This is a genomic window from Aquimarina sp. KJ22-3, assembly GCF_055808215.1.
Genome location: NZ_CM147859.1, coordinates 1,564,465 through 1,591,193, shown reverse-complemented (window position 1 = coordinate 1,591,193; position 26,729 = coordinate 1,564,465). Strand labels below are relative to the sequence as shown.

Here is a 26,729-nt window from a genome sequence, read left to right as displayed (position 1 = left end):
CCAAAACTAAAGAAGTCATTCTATTATGAAACTGAAAGCAGATAACTTAGTAAAATCATATAAAGGAAGAAAAGTAGTAAAAGGAATTTCTCTTGAAGTAAACCAAGGTGAAATTGTTGGATTACTTGGTCCAAATGGAGCAGGTAAAACCACCTCTTTCTATATGATTGTGGGCTTGGTGAAGCCAAATGGAGGAAAAATAACGTTAGACAATACCGATATCACCAAGTTTCCTATGTATAAACGTGCTCAGAATGGAATTGGATACTTGGCTCAGGAAGCTTCGGTTTTTAGGAAATTGAGTATCGAAGATAATATTCTAAGTGTTTTACAACTGACCAAACTTTCCAAAAAAGAACAGCTCGATAAAATGGAAGCTCTTATTGAAGAGTTTGGTTTAGGTCATATCCGTAAAAACCGTGGAGACTTACTAAGTGGTGGAGAAAGACGTAGAACTGAAATCGCTAGAGCTCTAGCGACGGACCCTAATTTTATTCTGCTTGACGAACCTTTTGCTGGTGTAGATCCTGTTGCTGTAGAAGATATCCAACGTATCGTAGCCCAATTAAAGGATAAGAATATCGGAATCCTGATCACGGACCATAACGTACAGGAAACTTTGGCGATCACAGATAGAACCTATTTGATGTTTGAAGGAAGTATCCTAAAAGCAGGTATTCCTGAAGAATTGGCGGAAGACGAAATGGTTCGAAAAGTATATCTTGGTCAAAATTTCGAATTGAGAAAAAAGAAACTGGACTTCAACAATTAGTTTTCCTTTTCAGCAAAGGTTATTTATCCTTTAATACTAAGGACAAAAGGATATACATCAAGATCACCAAAGGAATGGCAACAAATTGAAGTACCACTATCAAAATAATCGCCAATATCAGAAAAACATATCGGGTTACATTCTCTTTTAACCCCCATGTTTTAAACTTCAAGGCAAACAAAGGAATTTCTGCATTTAGTAAATAACAGCTCAATATCGTAACCCCTATCAAAAACCACATATTCATTATGATTTCTAAAACCCAAATTTCTTGCTGATATTTAAGAATAAGTGGTAAACTAATAATAAGTAGTGTATTTGCCGGAGTTGGCAAACCAATAAAGGAAGTAGTCTGACGTGTATCTATATTAAATTTTGCCAAACGATATGCAGAAGCCAGGGTAATCAATAACCCCAACAAAGATAAATACGGCATGCCTATCTCTTTAAAAGCTCCATTAGCACCCAAGGAATCTGTTGCGTCAGCAAATGGTGTCCCTACTACTTGAGATAATAATTGATACATTACTATACCTGGAGCCAAACCACTGGTTATCATATCTGCTAAAGAATCCAATTGCAATCCTAAATCACTTTGTACCTTCAGCACTCTTGCAGCTAACCCATCAAAGAAATCAAATCCGATACCCAGCATTACAAACAAAGCGGTATACTCCAATTTTCCGTTCACAGCAAAAATCACCGCGATACAACCACAAAAAAGATTCAATAAAGTGATACTATTAGGGATGTGCTTTTTTATTTGCATGAATTTTACATTTGGTGTAAAAATAACAAACTATTTATCTATACACCAAGAATGAACCCATGAAGTAAGCTTAACAAAAAAGAAGTATTCTATTTTCTTATTTGTAACGAAATAAGTTTATTTTCGTTATCATATTATCGTGTATCCTTCTTTTATGAAAAACGTTGTATTTGCTATTCTCACTGGATTGCTTTTGGCGATAAGCTGGCCAACCTATGGATTCCCTTTATTTTTATTTTTTGGTTTTGTCCCACTGTTAGTAGTAGAATACCAAATTAGAAATAGCAAGCGAAGCGCTTTGAAAATATTAGGGCTATCCTATCTCGCTTTTTTCACATGGAATATGATAACCACCTGGTGGATTTACAACTCATCAGCATTTGGCATGTGGGTGGCAGAATTGGTAAATAGCCTTTTGATGTCTTTGGTGTTTCTGCTATATCATATTGTTGCTAAAAGAACAAAATTTACGATCTCGGCAGTATTTCTGGCTTCTATATGGATGGGGTTTGAGTACTTCCATTTACAATGGCAGGTTTCATGGCCGTGGCTCAACCTTGGTAATGGATTTGCTGGTTTCACCTCGTGGATACAATGGTATGAATACACAGGTACTTTTGGAGGTACGCTTTGGGTATGGATTGTAAATCTGAGTGTTTTCAAAACCATACTGCTTTTTCAAGAACACAAAGACAAACAAATACTTTATCGATCTGCTCTTAGAAATGGTTTGATTATTCTTATCCCCATCATCATATCGGTTGTTATTCTTAAGACTTATGAAGAAAAAGGAGAAGAAATCGAAGTGGTATTGCTACAACCCAACATCAATCCCTATACTGAAAAATACAACACTTCTGATCAGCGAATCAGTGATTTACTTACTTCGCTTACCACTTCAGAAATAACGAGTAATACTCGCTTTATAATCGCTCCTGAAACCGTTTTTGCGGATAGCAAACGATTAACCAATTTCCCTGGTTCTATCGCCAAAAAAACAGGTGTAGATATTCTAAAATTGTATCCAAACGCTCACTTTTTATCAGGAATATCCTTAGTTGATGTGTTTAACGATCCTTCTCGGATCAGGCCTCAAACCAATATCTATAAAGAAAATGTATTCTATGATGATTACAACTCTGCTTTCTTTGTACGCCCGGATCAATCGCATGAGTTATATCATAAGAGCAAACTAGTAGTCGGAGTAGAGAATTTCCCATATCAGAGCGTCCTAAAACCCATTCTTGGTGATGTGATGATAGATCTGGGAGGTACCGTTGCCAAAAAAACAACTCAAGATGACCGAGAAGTGTTTTACACCAAAGATAGTATTGGTGTAGGGACCATGATTTGTTATGAAAGCATCTATGGCGAATTTGCCACAGGATACGTAAGAAACGGAGCTGATTTTCTATCCATTATTACCAATGATGCCTGGTGGGGAAATACCCAAGGCCATCAGCAACATTTATATTATGCACGACTGCGAGCCATAGAGACTAGAAGAAGTATTGCACGTAGCGCAAATACAGGAATTTCCGCAATTATCGATCAAACTGGTAAAATCATTACTTCCTTAGGCTATGAAAAACAAGGAGCTTTGCGAGGTACCTTAAAAACAAATGACAAGATTACCTTTTATGTAAGAGCCGGAAATTACCTTGCTCGAACTGGTATTTTTCTAGCCGTGTTTATATTTCTATTTTCAATCACTCGCAGAAGAAAAAAATTGGATAATACCCTGCTCGTTTTTCTTTACAAACTAATGATTTTGTTCCTGAGCAACTTTGTACCTTTGTCCCTTAATAAAAAGCGACTGTGAATTACGTATCGGTAGAACATATAGCCAAAGCCTTTGGAGAACGAGTACTTTTCAAAGACATTTCTTTTGGAATCAATGAAGGACAAAAAATAGGTTTTGTTGCAAAAAATGGAACAGGAAAGACCTCTTTACTCAATATCATCACCAAAGTTGAACAACCCGATGAAGGGCAGGTAGTGTATCGAAAAAACCTTAAAGTTGCTTTTTTACCTCAAGAACCGAATCTGGATCCCAGTTTAACCATCGAGCAAACCATTTTTGCGTCAGACAACGAAACGTTACAAGTCATAAGCAATTACGAAAAAGCATTACTCAATCCTGATGATGCCGAAGCCTATCAAAAAGCTTTTGAGCAGATGGACGCGATTAATGCCTGGGATTTTGAAACGCAATACAAACAAATTCTTTTTAAACTCAAATTAGAGCACCTCGATAAAAAAGTTAGTGATTTATCCGGTGGGCAAAAAAAACGACTCGCTCTGGCTAATATTCTATTGAGTAAGCCCGAACTGTTGTATCTTGATGAACCTACCAACCACCTGGACTTAGAAATGATTGAATGGTTGGAGGAATACTTTGCCAAAGAAAATTTTACGCTTTTTATGGTGACACACGATCGCTATTTTCTGGAGAACGTGTGTAATGAAATTGTAGAATTAGAGGGCGGAAAACTATATAGCTACAAAGGTAATTATGCCTACTACCTTAACAATAAGGAAGCTCGTATCACCAATGAACAGATTGCTACAGAGAAAGCCAAACAACTCTATAAAAAAGAGTTAGAATGGATGCGGCGCCAACCCAAGGCTCGAACTACCAAGTCTAAATCAAGAATTGATGATTTCTTTGAAATCAAGGAACGAGCCCATAAACGCCGTAACGAACACCAAATTCAACTCGAAATCAATATGGAACGCCTGGGAAGCAAAATCCTAGAAATCCATAAAGTATCGAAAAAGTTTGATAACCTTACCTTACTTGATCAATTTGAGTATGTTTTCAAAAAAGGAGAACGTATTGGGATTATCGGTAAAAATGGTACTGGTAAATCCACCTTCCTAAACTTGATCACTGGGTCCCTTGCTCCTGATCAAGGAAAAATTGTGATCGGTGACACGGTGAAATTTGGATACTATACGCAAAGAGGAATCACTATAAAAGAAGGTCAAAAGGTAATCGAAGTGATTCGGGAGTTTGGAGATTATATCCCTTTAAAAAAAGGTAGACAAATCTCGGCACAACAATTACTTGAACGTTTTTTGTTCGACAGAAAAAAACAATATGATTTTGTGGAAAAACTAAGTGGTGGAGAGCGAAAACGACTCTATTTATGTACCGTTTTGATCCAAAATCCTAATTTTTTAATTCTGGATGAACCTACCAACGATCTGGATATCGTCACTCTTAATGTTCTGGAAAATTTCTTATTAGATTTTCCCGGTTGCTTACTAGTTGTTTCTCACGATCGATATTTTATGGATAAAATCGTAGATCATCTTTTTGTATTCAGAGGCAACGGAATTATTCAAGATTTCCCAGGAAATTATACGGATTACAGAGTATATGAAAGCAGTAGTACTCCGCAGAATACTACTCCAGAAACTACTGAGGCCAAAACCAAAAAAACTTGGAAAAAAGATTCAAAAGCAGGGTTATCCTACAACGAACAGAAAGAGTTTAACCGTATTGAACGAGATCTCAAGAAACTAGAATTACAAAAGAAGGAAATTGAAGCCTTATTTGCTGAAGGGACCCTAGAAGGCGATGATATCAATGAGCAGTCACAAAAGCTTCAAACGATCATTAGCGATATTGAGGAAAATGAGATGAGATGGTTCGAACTTTCAGAAAAAATGGAACAGTAATCCCATCGATCTACAAAGCTATATTCTATTTGGCAGCATGTTTTTAAGAATAAAATCGTATTTACAGTTTCTTTTTAAATCAACCAATCAACATGGAGTCCACTCCCCTTTTGTATACCAATTGGTAACAAAGTGTTTTTACAATAAGAAAAAGTTTGAGATTTATAGCGATATTAAAGCATGGAGCCAGCGAGATGAAGAAAACAGCGCTTTCAAACTAAAAACGCTTAAATTACTATTTCGTCTACCAACCTACCTTAACTACCAAAACATCTTTCTTTCCAAGGGTACTCCAAAGATCATTTCACAAATATGGTCCTCTCAAAACGAACTTGACGTTACTTCAAAAATCGATACCCATCCAACCTATGATCTTATTTACATCGACGCACAATATGACATCCCTGCTGTAGCTGAAGTTATTGAGTTTTTCTCATACATCCACAATGATAGTTTACTGTTAATTCGTGGCATACATAATTCCCCAGAGCACCTTTTGTTATGGGATACCCTTAAACGACATCCACAGGTTCAGGTAACGATCGACACCTTTTATTTAGGGTTTGTTTTTTTCAGAAAAGAACAGGCAAAAGAACATTTTACAATTAGATTGTAACAACTTTTCAGTTCGTGCGTCAAATAGCTGAATATTGTATCTTACACAAAATTCTAGAGGTCATTATATGGAAAACGTTATAGAGATAAGAGGCATAATACGTAATTTTCAATTAGGTCAGGAAACCGTTTATGTACTAAAAGGTATTGATTTGGACATCAAAAAAGGGGAATATGTGGCAATCATGGGCCCTTCTGGGTCAGGAAAATCAACCTTAATGAATCTTTTAGGATGTTTGGATACACCCACAGCCGGGACTTACATCCTGAATGGTAATGATGCCAGTACAATGACCGATAACGAATTGGCTGAGATTAGAAATCGAGAAATAGGATTCGTATTTCAAACCTTTAATCTACTACCAAGAACTACAGCTCTTGATAATGTTGCCTTACCTATGATTTATGCTGGTGCTTCTAAAAAAGAAAGAACCACACGAGCAGAAGAGGTACTAACCGATGTTGGATTAGCAGATCGTATGGATCACAAGCCTAATCAGCTTTCTGGAGGACAACGACAACGTGTTGCAGTAGGTAGAGCTTTGGTCAATAAACCTTCGATCATATTGGCTGATGAACCTACTGGAAATTTGGATTCTAAAACCTCGATAGAAATCATGAATTTGTTTGATGAAATTCATGCGGCAGGAAATACGGTAATTATCGTTACTCACGAAGAAGAGGTTGCCGAGCATGCACATCGAGTGATACGCCTTAGAGATGGCATCATAGAAAGTGATGTACGAAATAAATAAGCAATAGTTTCGAGTTAATTTGTATTTTGGGGTTTCATTATAACCAAAGTTTATGCAACCCACACAAATACTACTGCTCATAGCGGGCTATTTTGGCGTTCTCTTACTCATCTCTTATTTTACTGGAAAAAATTCTGGAAACGAAGCTTTTTTTAAAGCAAACCGACAATCTCCCTGGTATGTAGTTGCCTTTGGAATGATCGGAGCTTCATTGAGTGGAGTTACCTTTATCTCTGTACCGGGTTGGGTTGAAGCTTCTCAGTTTAGTTATATGCAAGTAGTATTGGGATATATTCTTGGATATACGGTAATCGGTACTGTATTACTTCCTTTGTATTATCGACTTAATCTTACTTCTATATACACTTATTTGGATGAGCGTTTTGGAAACTATTCATACAAAACAGGAGCCTCATTCTTTCTGCTCTCCAGAGTTGTTGGAGCAAGTTTTAGACTATTTCTAGTTGCCAATGTATTACAGTCCATATTATTTGACGCTTTAGGGATATCTTTTTGGGTAACTGTTATTATCACTATCCTACTTATTTGGTTATATACATTTAAATCCGGTATTAAAACCATTGTCTGGACCGACACTTTGCAAACTCTGTTTATGCTTATTGCTGTGGGAGTAGCCATCTATTATGTTTCGGATGACCTGGGCCTCAATGGAGCAAATCTCTTAGGATATGTGCTGGATAGTGACCTCTCCAAAATGTTCTTTTTTGATGATTTTAAAAGTGCCAACTATTTCTGGAAACAATTTTTCTCTGGAGCTTTTATTGCCATTGTAATGACCGGTTTAGATCAGGATATGATGCAAAAAAACCTAACTTGTAGAAGCCTGAAAGATGCACAAAAAAATATGTTTTGGTTTACTATTGTCCTGACTTTTGTGAATTTTATTTTCCTTGGTCTTGGGTTATTGCTCACGCAATACGCTGCACAAAATGGAATAGATGCTCATAAAGACCAACTTTTTCCGGCTATAGCAACACAAAGTGGACTTGGTGTAGGGATTGCTTTGTTTTTTGTTTTAGGATTAATTGCTGCAGCATACAGCAGTGCTGATAGTGCTTTGACCTCGTTAACTACGTCATTTAGTATTGATATTCTGGATATCGAAAAGAAATATACCCCAAAAGATCAAGTACGAATTCGTAAAAAAATCCACGTGCTTTTTTCTGTCATCCTTGTTTTGGTGATTATTGCTTTTAAATATATTATTAGAGACGAGAGTGTCATTGCTAAACTATTTGTTTTTGCTGGATATACGTATGGACCGCTACTAGGGCTGTATGCTTTTGGTTTGTTTACCAAACTTAATGTGAAAGATCAATGGGTACCTATGGTTGCTATTCTCTCACCCGTTCTTTCCTATATCATTAGTGATAATAGCGCCACCTGGTTTGGTTTTGAGTTTGGATTCTTTATCCTTATTCTAAACGGTTTTTTAACTTTTCTCGGACTAATATTGATTCATAGACAATAATACCAAAGTACAAGCTACCTCTACCTCTATGCCAACCTCTTGTAGTTGGGAGTACAACTCTGGATTCTCGGTACCTGGGTTAAATATTACTCGATTGGGTCGTAAACTTATAATATAATCGTAGTAAACACTTTGTCGTCTGGGATTGAGATATAAAGTAACAGTATCCAGATTCTCAAAAGCTATAGGTTTTGTAGCAATTTCAACTCCTGAAACATTTCCCTCTTTTAAACCGACGGCTACCACTTCATGTCCATGATCTACTAATCTATGAATAGCCAGGTTTGAATATCGATTTGTTTTTAGTGAAGCACCTAAAACAGGTGTCTTTTTAGTCATTAAAAATTTTTAGGTTTTAGACAGTAAACGTTAAAAAAATAAGTCAGAATGTTAAAAACAGAGTACTAGTGTAACACAACATAAAGCAGTCCGTCTTACATATATAAAGATATGATTTTTCATAGATTTAGTTAGTTAGTTACTTAGATAATAATCAAATTTTATTCATAGTTGATGGTTAGTGTTACTATTTGGTTATTATAAGAAAACCGCCTTTCTCAAGGCGGTTTTTGTTTTATACAATCTTTTGTTAAAACTTAATTAAGTTGTAACAGAAATCTATCAGGTTCGTCTAGTCTGTATATACGCTTAATCACCGTATAAAAATTAAGTAGGCTTTTATTTCTCATGAAATAAAAATCTACGTATAGCATCAATCAATCAAATAAACGTTCAGAATGAAAACAATTAGTCAAAAAACAATTGTACTGTTTTTCTGTGCTTTTTACTGTCTAATCTTAAAAGCACAACCCAACAACGAAGCTATCGTAGGCACCATAAAAGGTAAAGTAGTTGACAAAAATCTCAATCAACCGATCCCCTATGCTTCGGTAGTCATTAATGACGGATCAAATAAAGTAGTTAGCGGTGGTATTACAACAGAAAATGGAGATTTCTTAATTGCAGACATTCCAAAGGGAAACTACACCTTAAAAATTCAATTTATAGGGTATGCAACACACGCGCAATCCATAGAGATTTCGAGAAAAAATAAAGATATCGATGTAGGAACTATTTCTTTGGAAGAAACTGCGGAAGCCTTAGACGATGTAACCGTAGTTGCCGAAAGAACAACCATAGAGCAAAAGATCGATCGAAAAGTAATCAATGTTGGAAAAGATCTTGCTACAACGGGAGGTACAGCTGCAGAAATCATGAACAACATTCCTTCGGTAAATGTTGACCAGGACGGAAATATCGCTTTACGAGGAAACCAAAATGTTAGAATTTTGGTAGATGGTAAACCTACCAATTTGACTCCTAATCAATTACTGCGACAGATCCCCTCTACTTCTATTAAAAAAATAGAGTTAATTACTAATCCTTCTGCAAAGTACAATCCAGAAGGAATGAGCGGAATCATAAATATAGTCCTTCACAAAAACAGTAACATAGGCTTTAACGGTAATATCAACACCGGAGTAAACTGGGACGAAAATGCCAGATTCAACAACTCTATTGATTTGAATTATAGAGCTGGAAAATTAAATGTTTATGGAAGTTGGGGTGCTAACATTACCAAAAATAGAAATGCTGGTTTCGTATTACGTGAGGATGAGAACTATTTGACCAATTTTACCTTTTTGGACAACAACAAGTCTCATCTGATAAAAGTAGGTGTAGACTACTATATCAACGACAAAAACACTATTTCACTGTACACCAATCAAAACCTGTTTGATGGTTTAACCACTGGGATAACTGATATCATATTTTTGGATATGGACGAGAATGACCTTACGCAAAATTTGAGAAGTGATGGTGAAAATCTTGGGTCTACCTATAACCTGGATTACAAACATGATTTCGAAAAGGAAGGTCATAATATAGAACTAGAAATTGATTACAATGTTTTTGACGGCGACAACGATGATGATTTTGGTTTTGTAGGAGGCGATGGTTCTTTTATTAATTACAATGACCTTATTGATAATGAAAGAACAAATACCACCATTAATCTTGATTATGTAAATCCACTAAGCGAAAAAACCAAATTAGAGTTAGGGTACGAAGCTCGTTTACGAAGAACGGATAATGATTATCGATCAACACTTTTTCCTAATTCAATCTATAATTACGATCGTGATATCCATTCCCTGTACACTACTTACGGCACTAATTTTGAAAAATGGTCATATCAGGTAGGTGCCCGATTCGAGAGTTATCAGGTGGATGCCATATTTAATGGAGAAAAAGTTTTTGAGGATGAAATTTTCACCGTTTATCCTTCAGCATATCTAACGTATACCCCTGGTGAGAAAAACACCTACCAGCTTAGTTATAGCCGCAGGGTCGATCGTCCTGGATTGAATCAAGTGAACCCTATTAGAGAATGGAGCACTCCCAGGATAATTTCGATTGGTAATCCTGCATTAGATCCACAGTTTACCAATTCTATAGAATTTAATTACACTCGTAAGCTTGAAGGTGGTTCTATCACAGGTGGTGTATTTTATCGATTGATTAATAATGAGATCAATCAAACATTAATCGAAAACCCCGACGTAGAAGAAGGGCAGATATTAACCTTTGATAACTTTGATAACAACTCTGCCTATGGTGTTGAACTCTCTAGCAATTACAAACCAACCAAGTGGTGGAATTTTAATGCAAGTTTTGATTTGTATGGGCAAACACAAAGAGGTATTGTAGAAGGAATCACAAGAGAGGTAGATGCAGTTATTTACAATTTTAGAATTAATAATAATTTCAAAGCCACCAAAAATCTAACTTTTCAACTATTTGGATTCTATAGAGGCGAACAAGAAGGCGTACAATTCAAAACAAAACCATTTTACTTTATTAATACTGGAGCACGATACAACTTGTTTGGAGGAAAAGGAACAGCCAGCATTAACTTTAATGATATTTTTAATACGCTGCGTTTCAGATTCTCTGGAGATACTCCTTTTCCACAAAATGGAAGATTTCAAGGAGAAACACAAACTATATATTTAGGACTTTCTTATAGGTTTGGTAGTGGGAAAAATAGAAAAATCTCAAGAAAACGTAGAGATAATAACGAAAAATCCGGTGGAGGGATACTATAAATTAACTATTTTCAAAAAATATGTTAATTAGATGAATATTAATCAATAATTTAGTTAAATTAGCTATTAACTACTCACAAAAAGCCTTAAAGTTAAATAATTGTAAAAATTTAGCATTTTTTGTAACACTTTACAATTTATAACGTTTAATATAGTACAGTCATGGTTATAATTTATTTGAATTAGCCTTTAAAAAATAATAACCGAGTTATTTCATATTAACGCGAAGTCCTTTTCAGCACTTCGCGTTTTCTTTTGTTATAAACTGTAGTGTCTTTTGTATTACCATCTAATAATAGCACTACCCCAGGTAAATCCACTACCAAAGGCCGCCAATACAACGAGATCTCCTTCTTTTACTTTTCCTTCTTCCCAAGCTTCAGTAAGCGCAATAGGAATTGAAGCCGCTGTAGTATTTCCATATCTTTGGATATTGTTATACACCTGATCATCAGACAATCCAAATTTCTTTTGTACAAACTGTGAAATTCTAAGGTTGGCCTGATGAGGGATCAGCATGTTGATATCTGCAGGGGTTAATTCATTTGCTTGTAAACCTTCATTAATTACTTCCGAAAAACGAACTATGGCATTTTTAAAAACAAATTGTCCGTTCATATATGGGTAATACGGTATATTTTCTTGAGGATTTTCTTCAATAATAGCTGGTACCCAGTGATCCGTACTTGGCCCTTCCAAAGATAATTCTTTGGCATGAGCTCCTTCGCTATGTAAATGCGTGGATAGAATTCCTCGATTTGGGTCTTCACTTCTACTCACTACCGCTGCTCCTGCACCATCTCCAAAAATAACGGATACACCTCTACCTCTAGTCGTCATATCCAAACCACCACTGTGGTTTTCGCTACCGATCACCAATACGTTTTTATACATCCCAGTCTTTATAAACTGATCTGCCACAGATATCGCATATACAAAACCACTACATTGGTTACGAACATCCAACGCCGGGATTGTTCTCATGTTCATCATTTCCTGAACACGCACTCCTCCACCCGGGAAATACATATCCGGACTTAGTGTCGCAAAAATGATTAAATCGATATCGTCGGTGGATAAATTAGCGCGCTCTAAGGCAATTTTTGCGGCTTTAACACCCATAATCGATGTACTATTTCCATCTCCTTTTTTGATATGGCGTCTTTCTTTGATCCCGGTACGCTCTTGAATCCAAGCGTCATTAGTATCCATAAGTTTTGAAAGATCGTCGTTTGTAACCACATTTTCAGGAACATAAGATCCCAATCCTGATATTCTAGAAGTATACATATATATTTTACTTAATGTGTATTGTGCTTAGTTTAAAATGCATTAAAATCTGCCGCACAATATAGATATTCTAGACATTTTGATAAAGCAAACGATGATTATATTATATGCATGCATAACAAATAGTTTAAATTCATTTTACTATTTATTAACTTATCATTTTTGGGTCACCAAAAGCAACATTAAAAAGAGAATACACCTTAGAAACAACACCTAAACCAACTCTCCGTTTAATGCAATATGAGACAGTTCTAAATGCACTTGTTCTCCCAACTCTGTGAGAGTGCAATTACTTTTTATTGCATCTGATGTTTCTCTTGCTTTCTTTAGATAATCGTTATGGTAAGTACGTAAAACCTCTACTTCATTAGAAAGCATTTTCGAATCTTTCAGCTTATATCTTATATAATTGAGCATAAAGGAAAGTGCGACTAGCCCATGCAATGCTTTTATTGCCGGTCTTGATTGTTGTCTGATTCCCGACCAAATAGGTGTAAGCATGTCTTTTTCATGAATCAATGTATCTGTACATTGCAGAAGAAATAATATTTGATGTCCCAGCTCATGAACCAAGCTGATTTCAAATAGCAGTTGCCCATGCTCTCTGGCATACGGTATTTCAATAAAAATGGCGCCTCTTGCCAAGATTGTACTATACGAATAAGATTTATAATTTGGAGCAGATACTGGAACTATGACATTTACAATATCATCAAAACCTTTTGAGAATAGAGGTCCTTTTTTTATTTCAGCTTTTGAAGTTTCGTAGAACTCTATGAGTTCTGGAGCGATTCGATCCATTAAACCAATATCACTCACTTTTTTATTAGAAATGCCTGTTTTTTCTTCGGAAAGATCCCATACCAAAGCCCCATCTGTTCTTAAAAAATCATCTAAATCTTTAACTATTAGCGGATCAGATAAAATTTCTCCTTTACTAGGTTGATGATTATATACCGGATGAAAAGAATAATCTCCTTCGTTTTGCACTAATCCACATAACCAAGGAGAATAAGATGTTAAAAGAGTCCCTAATTTTTCATTTGTTAAACCGATAACTTGTTGATCAATACTTTTTTTAAGATCAATCAGATCATCAAGAAGGTTTTCATGAAAAATCATCTACGCTCTGTTATGGCGATCCGTTTGATCCGTTCCTTCTCCGGCTTGATTCCCGCCTAAAACTTTTAGCATTTCTATCTTTTTCAATTCAATGTTTGACTTTAGATTTTTTAGAAGATTTTCTTTTTTAATTTCCATGCCCTTAATATTTAATGGATTGCGTATTCTATAAAGATAACTTTATTAGTATTAAGATCCAACCCTATTCTTGTAACACCCCCTCAAACACAAAAAAGCTACAAACCAAAAGTTTGTAGCTTTTTTCCCCAATGTTCTTAAAACAGATCTGTTTTTAGAATATTTTACTCATTACCCTGATTTTGTTTTCCCAATTCGTTTCACAATGAAATCCCTTATTCGGTAATGATTTGAACAAAACTGTATTTTTGATTCTCAGCGTTTTAAGATCAATACAAAGATATATTGCAGATACATATCGGACCATACGTAGCCCTACGTAAAAACGAAAAAACGCCTATAACAAAGATTCTTTATTTTTTTGAGCCCAGATCAACAATGCATTAGGTTTTTGATCCAAATCGAGTTTCTTGATAATATTGGCCCTATGCTTTTCTACAGTACGAACAGAAATACTTAAGAAGTCTGCAATCTCACCGCTTGTCATTTCGTCGGCAATCAATTTGAGTATTTTCATTTCTGAACGTGTCAATTTTTCAATATGAGTACCTTGCTCTGTGGTCGTCGAAAATCGTTTGTATATTTTTTCACTGAAATAAGACTCCCCCTTACACACACTCTCAATACAAGCTTCTATTTCTGAAAGGGCAAATTCTTTTAAAAGATACCCATGAATATTATACTTTACCGCTTCTTCAAAAATCCTTTTCTCCTTATGTAAAGTGTTGAGCACTATTTTGGTATCGATCTGATGTCGTTTGCAATTCTTTGCTATATCAATACCCGTCATATTGGGCATTTCTATATCCAAAATTGCGATATCTGGTTTTTCTTTAATGATCGTATTGTAAGCTGAAAGTCCATCGGTACAAGTTGCGATGATCTGGTAATTTTTCTCTCTTAAGAATTCTTCAAGACCTCTTAAAAGCAATGGATGATCATCTGCTATAAGTATATTAGGTCTAAGCATATTTTGGTATTTTAAATATCAATGTGGTCCCCTGATCTATCTCTGATAAGATTTTGAAACTGGCTTTTAAAAATTTAGATCGTTCACTTAATGTTTTCAGACCTATTTTGGAGATTGCTGTTTTTTCTTGAGAAACATCAAAACCTTTTCCATTGTCTTTGATAACAATCTCGACATCATTTTCTTTATTATTGACTCTAATTTCTGCCGACCTAGCGTTAGAATGCTTGAGAATATTATTAAAACTTTCCTGAACTAATCTATAGATATTAATCTCCTTTTCGGGATCAAAAACCTGATCAATATTATCGATATCCGCAGAAATAAAAATATCATAATTCTCATCAATCATTTCTACACTACTTTCTAAGGTAACCGTAAGTCCTAATTCTTCCAACTTAAACGGATGCAAGCTTCTCGAAATACTTCTCACCTCATCAATCACATTATCCACCACTTTGGCAGTTTGTTCATCCTTACTCTGCATAACTCGATTTTTGATCAGTAACAAACTTTGACCAACACTATCGTGTAAATCTTTTGAAATACGTTTACTTACTCGTTCTTGGGTTTGTAATAATTCCTGTAAAAAAGACTGTTGCAGTTTCTTGTTACGAAGCAAGAATACTCTATTTCGGTACAGATAAATAGACAGGAATAAAAGGCTTAATCCCACACCACCAAAAATCATCAAGTTTCGTTTCGCCTTATTTTTTTCTTCGAGTATACTAATATTTGCATTTTGAGCAGCAATCTTACTCTCTTTCTTTTCTATTTCATATAATGTGCGATAATATATGATACTATTAGACCTCCTGATATTGTACAAAGAATCTTTGAGGAGCAAATGCTTCTCAAGGTGTTTAGAAGCCTGGGCAAAATTTTGAGTTCCTTGATGAGCTTTGTGTAATTCCTTTTCCACATAAACTTGGCTTTGCAAATCATTGGATTTGGTGAACATTTCCAAAAGTTCTTTCAAATAAGGAATCGCATTTTGATATCTCTCTGAAGCTAACTCATACTCTGACGCAGCCTGTAGATAAAACATTTTATCGTAAGGGCTATTCACCAAATCAGGAAACATTTCAAGAGTATCTAAAAATTTCTTCGCAACTTCCAATTGTCCTCTTTTGGAGTAAAATTTAGACAGATACCCTCTCAGTCTGAATCTGCTAGCACCGAGTTTTTCATCTTTAGCAACCAGAGACAAAGCTTCTAACAAGGCTTCTCCTTGTTTTTCGTATTCTTTTCTTTTTACATAATCTCTAGAATCATTAATCTTGAGTTCGGACAAGGCAACTATGTCTTTTTGTTGCTGTTGGCTCAATAACTCTCTGATTTTTTGGCGTTCATCAAAAGATTTATCCAATAAATACAATTGACTAAAAATACCTGAAATTGCTAATCCAGTATAAGCTACATATGCGGTATCTTTCATCTTGCCATACAACTCATTCGCTTTTTGATACTTCAAAATCGCTTCAGAGAGTCTTCCTAGCCGTTCTGTTGCTTGGCCATTAAAATACAGTGCATCTGCCTCAAAAATGGTATCTCTGGTTTGATGATATGTCCTTTCAGCCTTTTCATAGTCTACAATAGCTTTTTCCAGATTATCTATTTGATAAAAAGCCGCCGCCCTCTTGACGTAAAGGTGTCCCAGATTAATTCTTTTCTTAATCTTATTACTATCGGGAATGATATTATTGACAATCACTAAGGCAGAATCTGGCCTGTTAATAATATTAAGATAATGATACGTAAGTCGAGAGGTTCGGAAAGCCGCCAGATCTATGCTATCTAACTGTTTTGCTAAATCGATATGTTGCAGTGCATACTTCGAATAGTGTTCTTTATAAAATTTGGTATCACTCCATTTTAACTCATTGATTTGTTTAGAAAGGGAATCTAACAACGTCAGTTTATCTTGACCAGGAGCCATTTGATCCACCTGTTCCATAAATTGGGTAAGCTCATTGTTTTGCTGAGAAAATCCGCAAAAACCAATGATGACGAAAGAAAAAAGATGTAAACGTTAACTCTACACATTGTAAGGGGAAATTTCTAAACGTGAATATACACATTATTGTATTTTATAATAGCATCTTTTTAGTCAATTTATCCCTACAAAGAAGATCCGATGTTAAATGCGGAAGGTGTGCCAACCACAGCACACCTTCCTAACAACCTAACCAATAAATAAACAAACCAAGTCAATCGGACGACTGACTAAAGGTATTTTTCAAAATTTCTTACTCGAATTGTTGCTTTCAAATCGTGTAACAAATTGTATAAGCCGAAAAATGTTCTGTTGATATATAGGAAGTGCTTGCTCCCTCTATTACCATTCATTTTTCTTAGCTCAGTATCCTTAGAGTATTTTTCACTTAACTCATTAATTTTTCCCCAAAAGTCTTCATCGGCCATATCAAAGACCTCTCTATTAAATGGTCGTGTTAATAAGCTCAACATTTCATGAAACAGCTCCGAGAAGAATCTTTTTTCTTCGGGGGTGTCATCTTCTCGGAGAATTTCCAGTTGAAACATCTTTTGGGTAAAAAATTCTTTATCACTAATATTTTTATGATCAGCCAACTCAAAATAAGGCGTATAAAAATCCATAGGGATCTTTTTGACACATCCAAAATCTATGGCAATCAGATTATTGTCTGAATCTACCAGGAAATTTCCAGGGTGCGGATCCGCATGAACTGCCTTCAAAACATGTATTTGATACATGTAAAAATCCCACAGCGCTTGCCCTATTTGATTGGCAATCTCTTTATCTTCATTTTGCTTTGCGAATTCACTTAAATGAACACCGTCCATCCAATCCATTGTGATAATTCGCTCACTGGATAAGTCTGCATAATACTTCGGAAATTTTAAGTTTGGGATTTGTGCACATGCACTGGTGATCTCCTGACTTTGTTTTACCTCGAGCACATAATCTGTTTCTTCGAGTAACTTCCCTTCTACTTCTTTGAAGTATTTTTCAGAATCTTTTCCTTTTAAATTAAACATTCTGATGGCGATGGGCTTAACCATCGCCAAATCAGAACTTATGCTGTTTGCAACTCCAGGATATTGAATTTTCACAGCAAGTTTTTTCCCATCTTTAACTGCCTTATGTACCTGTCCGATACTGGCCGCATTAACAGATTGAGTTGCAAACGTATCATATAATTCTTCGGGGTATTTCCCGTGATATTTCTTAAATGTCTTTCTTACCAAAGGTGCAGATAATGGTGGAACACTAAACTGTGCTAGTGAAAACTTCTCTACATATGCATTTGGTAATAAATTCTTCTCCATCGACAGCATCTGAGCCACTTTCAATGCGCTTCCTTTTAGGTTCTTTAACCCATCATATATATCTGCCGCATTGCTTTCGTTAAGCTCTTCCCTAGTCGTATTAGGGTTTACTGCTTTCTTACTATAATATTTGAGATAATTGCCTCCCACACGAACTCCCGTTTTTACCAATTCGGTAGTTCGTCCTAGTTTTGTAGTGGGTATTTTATCTATTGTTTTCATATATTCTACAACAAGAGTCTGATCTAATTCTAATTCCTTACATTAATTTGACATAACCTTTTCTTTCCACAGAAATTTTCCGAAATCCAGGATGCTATTCAGTGGCGTATTATCGAAAAGATCAAATATGGTATTCACCGATTTCTCGATAGCTATATCAGTTTTCTCAAACCGTGCAGAATCATCATTTGCCCAAAAATTCAACAAAAACAAAAACTGTAACCAAGCACCTTCAGAAAATACTTGCACTGGGTTTTTGGTAATTTTATATTGTTTCTCCTCGTTATCGGTTTCAATAAGGTCTTTTGCAAAATCTCTAATATTGCGTCTTAACTCCTTGAGCTGACTTACATTCTTCAAAGGCATGTTGCTCTCTTTCAAAGCAAATAGCACATAACTTCTGTTGAGTGTCAGCATTTCAAAAAACGTATAAAAAAATGTCAACATCTTTTCCCTACTGGTAAACTCTGCGTATTCTTTATTTTTATGCATTGCGTCTACAGTAGTGGTAAAAAAGGCAGCCCATATACTGGAATTTACCTTTTCTAAGCTTCCAAAACACTTATAGAATTCTTCTTCAGTAATTTTGATCTCTTTACAAAACTTATATACCGATTTTGGAAACCCATCATGTTCCAAAGCATATTCCATATACTTCGAAATAATGAATTGACTATCAACTATTTTTTTGTTTTTTGAAGTTGCCATATTTTTCTTTTAACTATGTAAAGATAATAATTGTTTAATCTTTACTAATAAAAGTTAAACAAAAAAATTGTTAAAGTTGTTTCATAAAAAATGAAACTTTATTGCTTGGGATAGTTTAGTCTATAAACCTCTTTAAACATTACATGCTGCATTCATAAAAATGTATTAATGTCAGTTTGTCAGCAAATCAGAATTGGTATTTTTTTTGAAACGAGGTTATTCCAATAAGGACAATAAATTTAAAATCATATAACAATGACAACAGGAAATATTAATGTATCGGTTGAGAATATTTTTCCGCTGATTAAAAAATTCTTGTATTCAGATCATGAAATTTTCTTAAGAGAATTAATTTCTAATGCAACCGACGCCACATTAAAACTTAAGCATCTTACCAGCATTGGTGAAGCCAGTGTAGAATATGGAAATCCACTTATAGAAGTAAAAGTCGATAAAGAGAATAATCTTTTACGTATCATAGACCAAGGTATTGGGATGACTGCTGAAGAGGTGCAGAAATACATCAACGAAGTAGCTTTTTCTGGTGCCGAAGAGTTTCTTGAAAAATATAAAGACAGTGCCAAGGATGCTGGAATCATAGGTCATTTTGGTCTTGGTTTTTACTCTGCGTTTATGGTAGCAACCAAGGTTGAAATCATTACCAAGTCTTATAAGGATGAACCGGCTGCGCATTGGATTTGTGATGGATCTCCTACCTACAGTCTTGAAGCTCATGACAAAACAGAAAGAGGTACCGAGATTGTTCTGCATATTGGTGAAGAAGATGCCGAATTTCTTGAAGAAAGTAGAATTAGAGAATTATTGGTAAAATATAATAAGTTTATGCCAGTACCGATTAAGTTTGGTACTAAAACTGAAACTTTACCAAAACCAGAAGATGCAAAAGAGGAAGATCCAGCTCCTACGCAAGAAGTAGACAATATCATTAACAATCCTAATCCTGCCTGGACGAAACAACCTGCAGATTTACAGGATGAAGATTATAAAGGTTTTTATAGAGAACTGTATCCAATGCAGTTTGAAGAGCCATTATTCAATATCCACCTTAATGTAGATTATCCTTTTAACCTTACCGGGATTTTATATTTCCCAAAATTGGGACAGGATATGAATATGCAAAAGGACAGAATTCAATTATACCAAAATCAAGTTTTTGTAACAGATAATGTAGAAGGCATAGTTCCTGAATTTTTGACTATGCTTCGTGGTGTAATCGATTCTCCTGATATTCCTTTGAACGTATCAAGATCCTATTTGCAAGCTGATGGAAATGTAAAAAAGATATCGAGCTATATCACTAGAAAAGTTGCTGATAAGTTAAACTCGATGTTTAAAAACAATCGTGAGGATTTTGAGCAAAAATGGAATGATATTAAGATTGTTATTGAATACGGGATGCTTTCTGAAGAAAAATTCTTCGAAAAAGCAGATAAGTTTGCACTTTATCCTACTGTAGATGAAACATATTTCACTTTTGAAGAGCTACAGGAAAAAATTAAAGACAATCAAACTGACAAAGACAATAAGTTAGTAGTGCTTTATGCTTCTAATAAAGATGAGCAGCATGCTTATATTGCTGCTGCAAAAGACAAAGGATACGAAGTACTGTTGCTAGACTCTCCTATCGTTTCTCACTTAATTCAGAAATTAGAAACTAGCAAAGAAAACATCTCATTTGTACGTGTGGATTCGGATCATGTAGACAATCTTATCAAAAAGGATGAAGAAACTATTTCTAAACTTTCTGATGAAGAAAAAGAAGTATTAAAAACAGATCTTGAAAAGGTAATTCCTGCAGAAAAATATACGGTACAGTTAGAAGCTATGGATAGCAATGCTGCTCCGTTTATGATTACACAACCAGAGTTTATGCGTCGTATGAAAGAGATGCAACAAACCGGTGGTGGAGGAATGTTTGGTATGGGTAATATGCCAGAAATGTACAACCTGATTGTAAATACGAACCACGAATTGGTTGGACAAATTGCTAGTACCAAAACTGATAAGAAAAAAGAACGTTTGATCAAGCAATCTTTGGATTTGGCAAGATTATCTCAAAACTTGCTTAAGGGTGAAGAATTGACAGCCTTTATCAATCGTAGTTTTGAAATGATAAAATAAGAGTATAAATAATCTTATCACACTATACCGCTTCATACTGCTATGAAGCGGTTTTTTTGTGCCTCCTCTTTTGAAATCAACCTTAAATATTCTACATTCGTAACAATCAGATAAGAGCAAAAATGAGAGCTTTTCAGTACTTTTTTCTTTTTACATTGTTATTCCAGATCCATACATTTGGTCAAGCTCCTGTTTCGGGGTACCTTAACATTGATCAGCCTGAAAAATGGGAAAACAAAGTCACATTAAGCAAAATAGATCTTAGTGACCAAGACAGTGATTATCACGCTACACCAATTGCCACAGCAAGCATTACAGAAGAAGGTTTTTTTGCATTTGACCAAGAGCATTTTGAAAATCATGCACAACTGTATAAGCTACAACTTCAACCTTTATCAGATAAAGAGAAAAAAGCTTTCCGAAAAAATAAAAAACTACCAATTATTTATTGCTTCAAAAAAGGATACGGTATCGTTTCATAAAACCACCAAGTATTTTGACAAGTACACTACCACCAGCAAAGCAGATTTGGAATGGCAAAAACTAAAAAAATTCAATGCACGGTTCGAGAATTTGACTTCTGATTTTGATACCAAACAATATTTGATCGAAACCAAGGGGTATGTAAAAGATTCTTTACAGATACTCCTGGTAAAGCTTATTGGTATCAAAGCCCTTGATGATCAAAATTTATTAGAGAAAGACATCAAAAAGAATCCCAAATACTACGTAGATCTTTTACAAGAACTAAAATCCAGTGAACTTGATCCTTCTACGTATCTTTACTTGGAGAACAAACTTCATTTAATCACCAAAGAATTGACTACTCAAAAATATCAGGTTAGTCTTTGGGCTAATGCTGTAGCAATTTTGATCATAGGGATACTCATTGGTGGTATCTTCTACATGAAGAACAAACGAAATGTTCGTCAAATCCCGCTAAGCAAACAAGAACAAATTGTAAAAGACCTCATCCAATCTGGAAAAAGCAATAAAGAAATTGCCAACGAACTATTTGTAAGCATAAGCACGGTAAAAACGCATATCTCCAACATTTACAGCAAACTAAATATTGCTAATCGCCAGGAATTGTTATCCAAAAGATAAAATCATACCGGTACTAGTACCATAATCCGCTCTTAAAAATTAAAGGAAGCATTGTTTTCTAGTGTTATTTGTTTTCAGAAAACAAAAACATGCAAAAAACAATTTTCACCCTATTATCACTATTGCTTTGGGTATCCTTTTATGCTCAAGAAACCTACACCCTATCCGGAACAATTTCAGATCAAAATGGCACCCCCGTAATCGCAGGAGATGTGATATTAAAAGACAACACTACTCAGGAGATCATCACTTTTACTTTTGTGGATAACGGCATGTTTATTTTTAACCCTATTGCCGAAGGTCGCTACTTGTTATCAATTTCTTGTTTGGGATATGATACCAAAACCCTGGAGATTCTATTAAATGAAGACAAAAAGATTTCCTTGCAGTTGTCAAAAGCTTTAGTTGGCCTTGATGAAGTTACCATAAACAGTACAAAAAACACCTTTAGTTTTAAAGAAGGGAATCTAAGTGTGAACGTAGAAAATTCTATTCTGGAATCCCTACCTTCTACGACCGCTCTTTTTTCAAAACTACCAGGTATTCAAATAAGTCCAAATCAGGAATCGTTATCCATTATAGGTAGAGGTACCCCATTATTGTATATGGATAATCAAAGAATCGATTTTGATCAATTAAAATCTATAGCTGTTGGAGATATCAAATCGGTAGAGATTATTGACAATCCTCCTGCCAAATATGAGGCCGAAGGTAGAACGCTAATCTTGATCACTAGAAAACGAAACAAAAAGGAAGGCTATAAAATTGATCTTTCAGAAACTGCTTCTTTCAAAAGGAGGTTTAGTAATTATCTGGAATTACGTTCAAGTTTTAAACAAAAAAAGCTAGAGCTACAAGCCAATATCAATTACAACCAAATCGGTTTTTGGGAAAACTCCGGATCCAGATTAGAAGTCCCCGAACAAAATATCATATCCGATTATAATGCCAAAGCAATTGGCCCCAGACCTCAGTTTATTTTTGGTGGTGGTTTTTTCTATGAATTGAATAAAAGTGATTACTTCTCTGGAAGAATCAATTACAGAACACAGCGTGATCGATTTCCCATTCTTACCAATACATTTTTACAAATCGATCAAACAGAAGATTTCATCATATCGGAAAGCTTAAATAATGCCCCACGAAGTTTTTTGACTTCGAATATCAACTACAATAAAAAACTGGATGCAAAACGTAATTTGTTTTTTGGTGTTCAGTATTCTGATTATTCAAGAGACTTAGAGAGCAGTATTTTTAATAATGTAAACCAAAATGGTTTTGAATTATCTCAAAACAGGGATCAGACTTATGATATTGCTGTTCTAGCATCAAGAATAGACTTTGAAAATGAAATCAATAAACGAATTAAAGTTGAAGTTGGTGGTTCTGTGTCCTTAAGTAAAGCCAAGGCATTTTCTGATTTCGAATTTGTCGACACTGATCAACGTCTGGTGACTGTTTATGATTACAATGAAGATACTTATGCTTCCTATGCCCAATTATCAGGTAAAGTAAACAAGATTGGCTATAACGCAGGATTGAGAGTAGAAACTAATGTGGTAAAAGGAGGTTTTAGAAACGAGGAAGATCTGTTGGTGGATAGAACGCAAACTCAGTTATTCCCAAAGGCTAGAGTTAATATCCCTATAGACAGTACAAAATCTTTAAATCTTGCTTACAACAAAACGATCAATAGACCGGGTTACCTCAATGCAAGTTCGATAAGTACATTCATAAATCCCTTGGTAGAATTTACCAGAAATGTAAACCTACGTCCTACCATCACACAAGAGCTATCTACCAATTTTGTCACCAAAAAATCCAATCTTAGCTTTCGTTATTTCCATACAGAGTACCCCATTTTTTTTAGTTCTGTCTATAATGCAGAAGAAAGCCGTATTATTTCCTCTCCGCAAAACTTTGAGCAAGAAACCGGATATAGCATTCAATTTCAAAATACACAGCGCTATAAAACGATTACCTCAACCAATATCATAAGTCTAAACTACTCCAAAATAAAAGATCCACTTGCCATACAACAAAAAACCAGACCCTATCTATATTACTACTCTAATACAGAATTAAAAATCAAACCCAAAACTACCTTAGGTGTTAATTTCTGGGGCCTATCCAAAAGATATCAGGGAATTTTTGAAAGAAATGCGTTAGTTGTAGTGGGCGCATCTTTTGCAACTACCATATATCAAAAACTACAACTGTCTATTAATGCTAATGACATTTTCAGAAATATGAATTTTGAAGATCGATATACTGCCAATCAAATCCAGGCCAAGGATACCTTCTTTGTCAATGCGCAGGAGCTTTCATTCTCATTACAGTACTCTTTTGGTAAGACTAAAAAGTCATCCTTCAAAAATAAAGATGTAGACGACAACCTCAACAGAATTCGATAATCCTCATCTACTCTATTGATGAACCATGTTAAAAAAAATAAAAATATTTTTTTAGTTAGGATTCCTTACTATATTTGTATCGAATTAATAAACAAAAAAAATAAAATTATGAGTAAATCAATTTTTTATCATGCTGGTTGCCCAGTATGTGTTAGCGCCGAACAAGACCTTGTACACCTTATTGGTAACAAAAACGTAGAAATTGTTCATTTGGGAGAAGACCAGTCACAAATAGCAACTGCAGAAAAAGCAGGAGTACGATCTGTACCTGCATTGTTAACTCCAAACGGAAATGTATTGCACATCAATTTTGGAGCTGCTATAGCCGATGTAAAGGCTTAATTTTTTTCATGTTTATAGTTAGGACTCCTTATTAAAAAGGGTCCTAACTATATATGTAACCTTTAAATATCAAAGTAATGAAACTACTATCTCTAAGTATACTTTTAATCCTATCGAACGTATTATACGCATGCGATGATTGTAAAAAGTACAATAATGACGATCTCAAAATAACAGCAGCTTCTGTTATTCATAACGAAGAAATCTCCAGCACTATTTGGGAAATTACGGTATCAGGAAATGCAGGTAAAACCACGCCCACTCCAGCCGGACAGTTGCATGGTGCCCCTGTGTTGGGATATGTATTCCCTACCACCTTACAACCCACCGATGTAGGTTTTAGTGCAACCGATGGTATTGTAGCGTTGGCTCTAACCTCTCATCCAGATTTTGACGATACTCCGCTGTGGGATGAAAACACAGATAATATATATGACAATGATGGGATCGTATGGCATCCCCATTGGGTGGTGCTACATCAGGACAAACGGGTAGAAGGAGGCTTGGCCGTAAAGCAATTTGACAAAAATGACAACTCTGTAAACCTACCGCCTACAAATCCCGGAATGCCCATGTATATGGATTCGCCAGGTTTTCAAGTGATCACAAGAGGAAATAAGATTAAAGTGGTCATTCCTGATTATAGAATGAATCATAAAACCGATTTTAAGTTTGATGCGGTAGCTGCCTATATGCAGGTAAATACTGAAAACAAAGATAAACCTATGCTAGGAGTATATGAAGTATACAGCGTGCTAAGCAAAGATCTTTCACTTCCCTATCAAGTAACATCAAAATAAGATAACTATGGAAATAGCCGTTTGGGACACCTATGTACAAAGAAACGATGGAGCTGTTATGCACTTTGATATTTTGGTATCGGATACCTTAACAGATGAAGAAAAAATATTTGAGTTTGGTCGAACTTACTTAAAAACAAAATCTTTTGAAACTGGTAGCTTAACCTCAAAAGAATGTAGGTTTTGTCATATTGCTGTAGCTTCCGAAGAAATGATAGCACAGATCGAAACGAAAGGATATTATATTCTTGAAATGGAAAACTGTAATTAATAATCTCCAAAATAATTAGGATCACTAACTTTGCCAATAAGAAATTAGTATTTCTTGTTGGTAAAGTTGTAAACATATGGATAAAAGCATTTTTGATATTACTTTTCAGAATACCGATACGGTTTCCAAAATTGTTGTGGGTTTAGAACGCATTTCGGAAGCGTTTAGAGCTTTACTTTGGGAGTATGCCAAGACCATTGGCCTAAGCCCTATTCAAATACAAATTCTAATTTTTGTTGCCTATCACAAGGAACATTTATGTACGGTTAGTCATTTGGCAAAAGAGTTTAACTTAACCAAACCTACGATAAGCGATGCGGTAAAAGCTCTCGAAAAAAAGGGATGATTAGCAAACATAAAACCTTGGTTGATAGCAGAAGTTATTTTATAGCATTGACCGCGGAAGGTAAAAAAACCGTTTCGGCAACAGAACATTTTGCAAACCCTATTCGAACTCAGGTGGCTCAATTTGATCAAGAAAAGCAAGAATCTCTATTATCTACCATAAATACTTTGATCTATAAACTAAATAGAACAGGTATTTTATCTGTCCAACGTACTTGTTTTGGTTGTAAGTTTTATCAAAAAAATAAAGAAGATCACTATTGCAACCTGATCAAAACCACTCTATCTGATAAAGATATCCGTCTGGACTGCCCAGAATTTGAAGAAAGTGCATAAAAAAGCCCCC

Annotated in this window: 24 protein-coding genes; 15 read left to right on the top strand and 9 right to left on the bottom strand. The window is 35.2% G+C overall.

Translation table 11 applies throughout. The annotated features are described in order from the left end of the window. The first annotated feature begins 25 nt into the window (after positions 1 to 25). Positions 26 to 772 carry an LPS export ABC transporter ATP-binding protein gene (gene lptB, locus AC0L3Q_RS06890; protein ID WP_073315253.1) on the top strand — a complete coding sequence of 249 codons (747 nt, stop codon included), beginning with the start codon at positions 26 to 28 and terminating at the stop codon, positions 770 to 772. 19 nt (positions 773 to 791) lie between these two features. On the opposite strand, the gene AC0L3Q_RS06885 is transcribed toward lptB, so the two are convergent. Further along, positions 792 to 1,541 (bottom strand): CDP-alcohol phosphatidyltransferase family protein, encoded by a 750-nt coding sequence (locus AC0L3Q_RS06885; protein WP_473285896.1) that lies wholly within the window; start codon positions 1,539 to 1,541, stop codon positions 792 to 794. A 154-nt stretch (positions 1,542 to 1,695) separates the two neighbouring features. Here AC0L3Q_RS06885 and lnt point away from each other — a divergent pair, with 154 nt between their 5' ends. From lnt to AC0L3Q_RS06860, 5 genes are all read left to right on the top strand, one after another. After that, the gene (lnt, locus tag AC0L3Q_RS06880; RefSeq protein ID WP_473285895.1) at positions 1,696 to 3,363 is read left to right on the top strand and encodes an apolipoprotein N-acyltransferase; all 1,668 of its coding nucleotides are present in this window, start codon (positions 1,696 to 1,698) and stop codon (positions 3,361 to 3,363) included. Beyond that, complete coding sequence (locus tag AC0L3Q_RS06875) at positions 3,360 to 5,228, top strand: ABC-F family ATP-binding cassette domain-containing protein (protein ID WP_473285894.1); 1,869 nt, start codon at positions 3,360 to 3,362, stop codon at positions 5,226 to 5,228. The genes lnt and AC0L3Q_RS06875 overlap by 4 nt, the downstream gene beginning before the upstream one ends. Positions 5,229 to 5,265: 37 nt before the next feature. Then, complete coding sequence (locus tag AC0L3Q_RS06870) at positions 5,266 to 5,844, top strand: hypothetical protein (RefSeq protein WP_473285893.1); 579 nt, start codon at positions 5,266 to 5,268, stop codon at positions 5,842 to 5,844. A gap of 67 nt (positions 5,845 to 5,911) precedes the next feature. Continuing rightward, a complete protein-coding gene (locus AC0L3Q_RS06865; RefSeq protein WP_073315257.1) occupies positions 5,912 to 6,598 on the top strand; it encodes an ABC transporter ATP-binding protein in 687 nt (228 codons plus the stop codon). 52 nt (positions 6,599 to 6,650) lie between these two features. Then, entirely contained in the window at positions 6,651 to 8,090 is a 1,440-nt protein-coding gene (locus AC0L3Q_RS06860; RefSeq protein WP_473285892.1) for a sodium:solute symporter, read from the top strand. Here the strand turns inward: AC0L3Q_RS06860 and AC0L3Q_RS06855 are convergent. After that, on the bottom strand, positions 8,067 to 8,429 hold the full coding sequence (locus tag AC0L3Q_RS06855; RefSeq protein WP_473285891.1) for a CoA-binding protein: 363 nt from the start codon (positions 8,427 to 8,429) through the stop codon (positions 8,067 to 8,069). The genes AC0L3Q_RS06860 and AC0L3Q_RS06855 overlap by 24 nt on opposite strands. A gap of 398 nt (positions 8,430 to 8,827) precedes the next feature. Between AC0L3Q_RS06855 and AC0L3Q_RS06850 the strand changes: the two genes are divergently transcribed. Further along, positions 8,828 to 11,200, top strand: coding sequence for a TonB-dependent receptor (locus tag AC0L3Q_RS06850; RefSeq protein ID WP_473285890.1), 2,373 nt, complete (start codon positions 8,828 to 8,830; stop codon positions 11,198 to 11,200). Positions 11,201 to 11,482: 282 nt separating this feature from the next. Here AC0L3Q_RS06850 and AC0L3Q_RS06845 read toward each other — a convergent pair whose 3' ends face one another. From AC0L3Q_RS06845 to AC0L3Q_RS06815, 7 genes are all read right to left on the bottom strand, one after another. Then, complete coding sequence (locus AC0L3Q_RS06845) at positions 11,483 to 12,490, bottom strand: 3-oxoacyl-ACP synthase III family protein (protein ID WP_473285889.1); 1,008 nt, start codon at positions 12,488 to 12,490, stop codon at positions 11,483 to 11,485. A 213-nt stretch (positions 12,491 to 12,703) separates the two neighbouring features. Beyond that, positions 12,704 to 13,612 (bottom strand): aKG-HExxH-type peptide beta-hydroxylase, encoded by a 909-nt coding sequence (locus tag AC0L3Q_RS06840; RefSeq protein ID WP_473285888.1) that lies wholly within the window; start codon positions 13,610 to 13,612, stop codon positions 12,704 to 12,706. Further along, a complete protein-coding gene (locus AC0L3Q_RS06835) occupies positions 13,613 to 13,750 on the bottom strand; it encodes a hypothetical protein (RefSeq protein WP_473285887.1) in 138 nt (45 codons plus the stop codon). Between the two features lie 337 nt (positions 13,751 to 14,087). Then, positions 14,088 to 14,720, bottom strand: coding sequence for a response regulator (locus AC0L3Q_RS06830; protein ID WP_473285886.1), 633 nt, complete (start codon positions 14,718 to 14,720; stop codon positions 14,088 to 14,090). Further along, positions 14,713 to 16,677 (bottom strand): tetratricopeptide repeat-containing sensor histidine kinase, encoded by a 1,965-nt coding sequence (locus tag AC0L3Q_RS06825; RefSeq protein ID WP_473285885.1) that lies wholly within the window; start codon positions 16,675 to 16,677, stop codon positions 14,713 to 14,715. Before AC0L3Q_RS06825 ends, AC0L3Q_RS06830 begins: the two co-directional genes overlap by 8 nt. 269 nt (positions 16,678 to 16,946) lie before the next feature. Beyond that, positions 16,947 to 18,254 (bottom strand): ABC1 kinase family protein, encoded by a 1,308-nt coding sequence (locus tag AC0L3Q_RS06820; RefSeq protein ID WP_473285884.1) that lies wholly within the window; start codon positions 18,252 to 18,254, stop codon positions 16,947 to 16,949. Between the two features lie 42 nt (positions 18,255 to 18,296). Continuing rightward, positions 18,297 to 18,962 (bottom strand): TetR family transcriptional regulator C-terminal domain-containing protein, encoded by a 666-nt coding sequence (locus tag AC0L3Q_RS06815; RefSeq protein ID WP_473285883.1) that lies wholly within the window; start codon positions 18,960 to 18,962, stop codon positions 18,297 to 18,299. A gap of 255 nt (positions 18,963 to 19,217) precedes the next feature. Between AC0L3Q_RS06815 and htpG the strand changes: the two genes are divergently transcribed. The 8 genes from htpG (at position 19,218) to AC0L3Q_RS06775 (ending at position 26,719) form a co-directional block, all read left to right on the top strand. After that, entirely contained in the window at positions 19,218 to 21,104 is a 1,887-nt protein-coding gene (gene htpG, locus AC0L3Q_RS06810) for a molecular chaperone HtpG (RefSeq protein ID WP_073315267.1), read from the top strand. Positions 21,105 to 21,368: 264 nt separating this feature from the next. Beyond that, on the top strand, positions 21,369 to 22,211 hold the full coding sequence (locus AC0L3Q_RS06805) for a response regulator transcription factor (RefSeq protein ID WP_473285882.1): 843 nt from the start codon (positions 21,369 to 21,371) through the stop codon (positions 22,209 to 22,211). 89 nt (positions 22,212 to 22,300) lie between these two features. Then, positions 22,301 to 24,625 (top strand): outer membrane beta-barrel protein, encoded by a 2,325-nt coding sequence (locus AC0L3Q_RS06800; protein ID WP_473285881.1) that lies wholly within the window; start codon positions 22,301 to 22,303, stop codon positions 24,623 to 24,625. Positions 24,626 to 24,733: 108 nt separating this feature from the next. Continuing rightward, positions 24,734 to 24,967, top strand: coding sequence for a thioredoxin family protein (locus AC0L3Q_RS06795; RefSeq protein ID WP_473285880.1), 234 nt, complete (start codon positions 24,734 to 24,736; stop codon positions 24,965 to 24,967). A 77-nt stretch (positions 24,968 to 25,044) separates the two neighbouring features. Continuing rightward, positions 25,045 to 25,767: a hypothetical protein gene (locus AC0L3Q_RS06790; RefSeq protein ID WP_473285879.1), complete on the top strand. Its 723-nt coding sequence runs from the start codon at positions 25,045 to 25,047 to the stop codon at positions 25,765 to 25,767. 7 nt (positions 25,768 to 25,774) lie between these two features. Continuing rightward, positions 25,775 to 26,038, top strand: coding sequence for a DUF2024 family protein (locus AC0L3Q_RS06785; RefSeq protein WP_473285878.1), 264 nt, complete (start codon positions 25,775 to 25,777; stop codon positions 26,036 to 26,038). Positions 26,039 to 26,114: 76 nt separating this feature from the next. Continuing rightward, complete coding sequence (locus AC0L3Q_RS06780) at positions 26,115 to 26,384, top strand: MarR family winged helix-turn-helix transcriptional regulator (RefSeq protein WP_473285877.1); 270 nt, start codon at positions 26,115 to 26,117, stop codon at positions 26,382 to 26,384. After that, positions 26,381 to 26,719 carry a hypothetical protein gene (locus tag AC0L3Q_RS06775; RefSeq protein WP_473285876.1) on the top strand — a complete coding sequence of 113 codons (339 nt, stop codon included), beginning with the start codon at positions 26,381 to 26,383 and terminating at the stop codon, positions 26,717 to 26,719. Before AC0L3Q_RS06780 ends, AC0L3Q_RS06775 begins: the two co-directional genes overlap by 4 nt. The last annotated feature ends 10 nt before the right edge of the window (positions 26,720 to 26,729 follow it).

What these genes read in the sequence shown, in the direction of transcription:
- lptB (WP_073315253.1), top strand. Translation starts at nt 26, where the DNA reads ATGAAACTGAAAGCAGATAACTTAGTAAAATCATATAAAGGAAGAAAA.
- AC0L3Q_RS06885 (WP_473285896.1), bottom strand. Translation starts at nt 1,541, where the DNA reads ATGCAAATAAAAAAGCACATCCCTAATAGTATCACTTTATTGAATCTT.
- lnt (WP_473285895.1), top strand. Translation starts at nt 1,696, where the DNA reads ATGAAAAACGTTGTATTTGCTATTCTCACTGGATTGCTTTTGGCGATA.
- AC0L3Q_RS06870 (WP_473285893.1), top strand. Translation starts at nt 5,266, where the DNA reads ATGTTTTTAAGAATAAAATCGTATTTACAGTTTCTTTTTAAATCAACC.
- AC0L3Q_RS06865 (WP_073315257.1), top strand. Translation starts at nt 5,912, where the DNA reads ATGGAAAACGTTATAGAGATAAGAGGCATAATACGTAATTTTCAATTA.
- AC0L3Q_RS06860 (WP_473285892.1), top strand. Translation starts at nt 6,651, where the DNA reads ATGCAACCCACACAAATACTACTGCTCATAGCGGGCTATTTTGGCGTT.
- AC0L3Q_RS06855 (WP_473285891.1), bottom strand. Translation starts at nt 8,429, where the DNA reads ATGACTAAAAAGACACCTGTTTTAGGTGCTTCACTAAAAACAAATCGA.
- AC0L3Q_RS06850 (WP_473285890.1), top strand. Translation starts at nt 8,828, where the DNA reads ATGAAAACAATTAGTCAAAAAACAATTGTACTGTTTTTCTGTGCTTTT.
- AC0L3Q_RS06845 (WP_473285889.1), bottom strand. Translation starts at nt 12,490, where the DNA reads ATGTATACTTCTAGAATATCAGGATTGGGATCTTATGTTCCTGAAAAT.
- AC0L3Q_RS06840 (WP_473285888.1), bottom strand. Translation starts at nt 13,612, where the DNA reads ATGATTTTTCATGAAAACCTTCTTGATGATCTGATTGATCTTAAAAAA.
- AC0L3Q_RS06835 (WP_473285887.1), bottom strand. Translation starts at nt 13,750, where the DNA reads ATGGAAATTAAAAAAGAAAATCTTCTAAAAAATCTAAAGTCAAACATT.
- AC0L3Q_RS06830 (WP_473285886.1), bottom strand. Translation starts at nt 14,720, where the DNA reads ATGCTTAGACCTAATATACTTATAGCAGATGATCATCCATTGCTTTTA.
- AC0L3Q_RS06825 (WP_473285885.1), bottom strand. Translation starts at nt 16,677, where the DNA reads ATGGAACAGGTGGATCAAATGGCTCCTGGTCAAGATAAACTGACGTTG.
- AC0L3Q_RS06820 (WP_473285884.1), bottom strand. Translation starts at nt 18,254, where the DNA reads ATGAAAACAATAGATAAAATACCCACTACAAAACTAGGACGAACTACC.
- AC0L3Q_RS06815 (WP_473285883.1), bottom strand. Translation starts at nt 18,962, where the DNA reads ATGGCAACTTCAAAAAACAAAAAAATAGTTGATAGTCAATTCATTATT.
- htpG (WP_073315267.1), top strand. Translation starts at nt 19,218, where the DNA reads ATGACAACAGGAAATATTAATGTATCGGTTGAGAATATTTTTCCGCTG.
- AC0L3Q_RS06800 (WP_473285881.1), top strand. Translation starts at nt 22,301, where the DNA reads ATGCAAAAAACAATTTTCACCCTATTATCACTATTGCTTTGGGTATCC.
- AC0L3Q_RS06795 (WP_473285880.1), top strand. Translation starts at nt 24,734, where the DNA reads ATGAGTAAATCAATTTTTTATCATGCTGGTTGCCCAGTATGTGTTAGC.
- AC0L3Q_RS06790 (WP_473285879.1), top strand. Translation starts at nt 25,045, where the DNA reads ATGAAACTACTATCTCTAAGTATACTTTTAATCCTATCGAACGTATTA.
- AC0L3Q_RS06785 (WP_473285878.1), top strand. Translation starts at nt 25,775, where the DNA reads ATGGAAATAGCCGTTTGGGACACCTATGTACAAAGAAACGATGGAGCT.
- AC0L3Q_RS06780 (WP_473285877.1), top strand. Translation starts at nt 26,115, where the DNA reads ATGGATAAAAGCATTTTTGATATTACTTTTCAGAATACCGATACGGTT.
- AC0L3Q_RS06775 (WP_473285876.1), top strand. Translation starts at nt 26,381, where the DNA reads ATGATTAGCAAACATAAAACCTTGGTTGATAGCAGAAGTTATTTTATA.